Genomic DNA, 4190 nt, shown 5'->3' on the forward strand with positions numbered 1-4190 from the left:
CGGTTGCCGGCCTATATGGTGCCCTCGGCGATCGTGGTCGTCGATGCTATGCCGTTGACCGTCAACGGCAAACTCGACCAGCGCGCCCTGCCCGCCCCGCAGTATCGCGGCCGCGGCCCCTACCGCCCTCCCGCGACCGCCGTCGAGAACATTCTGGCCGGTATCTATGCCGGGGTGTTGGGGCTGGAACGGGTCGGGGTCGATGATTCGTTCTTCGAACTGGGCGGCGACAGCATCCTGTCGATGCAGGTGGTGTCACGTGCGCGGGCGGCTGGTGTGTCGTGTCGGCCGCGGGATGTGTTCGTCGAGCAGACGGTGGCCCGGTTGGCGCGGGTGGCGGCGTTCACCGGGGGCGAATCGCCTGTCGTCGATGCGGGGGTCGGGCCGGTGGCGACCACCCCGATCATCGGATGGCTGCACGACGTCGACGGTGCGGTCGATGAGTTCAACCAGACGATGGTGATGTGGGCCCCCGTGGGCGTGGCCGAGGCCGACGTCGTCGCCCTGCTGCAGGCCCTTGTCGATCACCATGCGGCACTGCGGCTGCGGCTCGATGACGACGGTGCCGGTGGCTGGTCACTGACGGTGCCCGAGGCCGGATCGGTGCGGGCGCGGGACTGCCTGCAGTTAGTGGATGCGCTGTCCGATGAGGCGCTGGTGACGGCCCGATCCCGGCTCAACCCGGCGGCCGGGGTGATGCTCAGCGCGTTGTGGGTCCCAGGCCCGCGGCAGCTGGTCTTGCTCGCCCACCATTTGGTCATCGATGGGGTGTCCTGGCGAATCCTCTTGGAGGACCTCAATATTGCTTGGGCCCAGCGTCGAGCCGGGCACAATATCCGGCTGCCCCATGGCGAAACGTCGTATGCCACCTGGGCGACACTGCTGCGGGAGTACGCACTCAGCGACTCGGTTGTGGAACACGAGGACTCATGGCGTCGGGTCTTGGCCGACCCGGCGGCGTTACCCGGACCGGGGATGGACACCTATGCCACCGCGGGGCGGCTATCGGCGGTATTGGATGTCGAAACGACGCAACAGCTGCTCGGCGCGGTGCCCGCGGCGTTTCACGCTGGGGTGCAAGACATTCTGTTGATCGCCTTCGGCTTAGCCTGCAACGAATTCCTCTCCTTCGGGGGCCGGCCGGTCGGTATCGACGTCGAGAGCCACGGCCGTAACGAAGAACTGGCCGCCAATGTCGACCTGTCCCGCACGGTGGGGTGGTTCACCGCCAAGTACCCGATATCGCTGGCCACCGGCGAACTGTCCTGGCCCCAGGTGTGCGCCGGGGATGCGGCGTTGGGAGCGGTGATCAAGACCGCCAAAGAGCAACTGCGCGCTCTGCCCGATGGTCTGAGCTACGGCCTGCTGCGCTACGTCAACCCCCAGGTGCACCTGTCCGGGGCGGACCCGGTGATCGGATTCAATTATCTGGGCCGCCTCGGCACGGGCACCGGCGAGCTCTCCGACGAACTCTGGCGCGTCGACCAAGACGGTTTGTGGGCGGCCGCCGTGGCCTCGGCCACACCGATGCCGCTGGTGCACACGGTTGAACTCAACGTCGCCACGGTGGACACCGGCTCGGGGCCACGCCTGCAGGCCAACTGGCTATGGGCCACTTCGGTTCTCAACCACGAGCAAACAGACCGGCTGAATCGGCTGTGGTTCGAGGCGCTGGCCGGCGTCTGCCGCCATGTCCGCCAAGGCGGAGGCGGGCTTAGCCCCTCCGACATCGCACCGGCACGGCTGAGCCAGCAGCAGATCGACGAGTTGGCGCGGGAATACCGGATCGCCGACGTGCTCGCCCTAACCCCGCTGCAGCAGGGACTGTTGTTCCATGCCACCCTCACGCGCGACTCGAGCGACGATGTCTATGCGGTGCAACTGCAAACCACGCTCTCCGGCCCCCTGGAGCCGACCCGGCTGCGCGACTCGCTGCACGACGTCCTCAAACGCCACCCCCACCTTTGTGGGTACTTCTGCACCCGGTTCGGGGAGCCGGTGCAGATCATCCCCGCCGATCCCGAAATCGCCTGGCAATACGTGGACCTCGCGGCCAGATCGGACGTCGACGAGGGAATCGAGCGGTTGTGCGCCGCTGAGCGCGCCACCGTCAGCGACCTCACCGGCCAACCTCCATTCCGGGCCGCGTTGATCCGCACCGCACCAGATCAGCACCGGTTGGTGTTGACCAATCACCACATCGTGCTGGACGGCTGGTCACTACCGATCCTCCTGCAGGAGATCTTCGCCGGCTATCAGGGACACCGGCTGCCCGAGCCCGTACCCTATCGAAGGCTTATCACCTGGCTGGCCAGCCAAGACCATTGCGCGGCCAGATCCGTATGGAGCACGGTGCTGGACGGGTTCGAGGTGCCCACCTTGGTGGCCCCGTCAACACGGTTGACGCTCGGTCGGCGGGGCGTCGAATCGTTTCGAATCTCGGCCGATACCACCGGGGCCCTTCGCGAGCTGGCGCGTTCGAGGGCCACCACACTCAGCACGGTGCTACACGCCGCTTGGGCACAGATGCTCGTGCTCCTCACCGGCCAACACGACGTCGCGTTCGGGACGGTGACGTCGGGGCGGTCCGCCGACGTGCATGGCGCCGAATCGATGGTCGGTTTGCTTATCAACACCACGCCGGTGCGCGCGCGTATCGCGCCAGCTACCACCGTCGCCGACCTGCTGGACCAACTGCGAGGCTTCTACAACAACACCGTCGAACACCAGCACATGGCGCTCAGCGATATTCAGCAGATCACCGGTCACACAACACTATTCGATACCCTGTTCGTCTACGAGAACTATCCCGTCGACGCCGCCGCATGGCTCGACACGCACGGCATCACGATCACGGAGATCACCGGCCGCGAATTCAACCACTATCCGCTGACCGTACAGGCGACGCCAGGCCAAGAGCTGGGCTTCCGGGTCGAATACGACACCGACGCGATCAGCACGGCCACCGTCGATGCCCTTATCGATCACTTACCGCGATTCCTGGCGGCCATGGCGACCGGCCCCGACCAACGAGTGTCGTCGATTGGCGTCCTCGACGGTATTGAGCGCGACTTGCTGGATGGCTGGAGCAATCGGGCGGTGTTGACCGCGCCCGCGCCCAGGTCTGTGTCGATCCCAGAGGCATTCTCCGCGCAGGTCGCACGGACACCGCATGCCGTAGCCATAACTTTCGAGAACCAGAGCATGAGCTACCGGGAGCTCGACGAGGCATCTAACCGGTTGGCGCAGCTGCTGATTGGGCGGGGAGCGGGCAGCGGTAAACGGGTGGCCCTGCTGATTGGGCACGCCGCCCGTTCTGTGACGGCGATTCTCGCGGTGCTGAAGACCGGTGCGGCGTATGTGCCGATCGACCCGGCCCACCCCGACCCGCGGATCGCGTTCATGGTCGCTGACGCCGCACCGGTCGCGGTCCTGGCCGGTGCTGGGTTGGCCGACCGGCTGGACCCGTACGACGTGCCAGTGATCGACCTGGACGATCCCGCCATCGACTCCCACCCCGCAACCGCGCCGCCCGCCCCGCCGCCGGAGGACATCGCGTATCTGATTTACACCTCGGGTACCACCGGTGTTCCCAAAGGCGTCGCGGTGACCCATCACAACGTCACCCAACTCCTGACCACACTGGATCCCGCACTGCCGCCGGGTCCCGACTCCGTATGGTCACAGTGGCATTCGCTGGCGTTCGATGTCTCGGTGTGGGAGATCTGGGGTGCGCTGCTGCGTGGCGGTCGGCTGGTGGTGGTGCCCGACGACGTGGTGCGGTCGCCGCAGGACTTGCATGCCTTGTTGGTTGGTGAGCGGGTCACCGTCTTGAGTCAGACGCCGTCGGCGTTTTATGCGCTGCAAACCGCCGACGCCCTCGCCCCCGAGCCTGGAGAACAACTGTCGCTGCAGGCGGTGGTGTTCGGCGGGGAAGCCCTTGAACCGCAGCGCCTTCGGACCTGGCTGGACCATCATCCGGCTCGGCCGCGCTTGATCAACATGTACGGCACGACTGAAACCACGGTGCACGCGTCGTATCGGGAGATCGGCGCCGGCGATCTGGAGGGCGCGGTCAGTCCGATCGGTGGGCCGTTGGAGCACCTTGCGTTTTTTGTGTTGGATTCCTGGTTGCGTCCGGTGCCGGTTGGTGTGGTGGGTGAGTTGTATGTGGCCGGTGCTGGTGTGGG

General features: G+C 66.2%; 1 protein-coding gene. It reads left to right on the top strand.

The genetic code is table 11. From position 1 onward, the window contains the following. Nucleotides 1-4190: condensation domain-containing protein (locus tag A5695_RS02105; protein WP_156749415.1), on the top strand; the 4190-nt coding region annotated here is incomplete at both ends.

Source organism: Mycobacterium sp. E1747 (assembly GCF_001667775.1).
In the GTDB taxonomy this organism is placed as follows: domain Bacteria; phylum Actinomycetota; class Actinomycetes; order Mycobacteriales; family Mycobacteriaceae; genus Mycobacterium.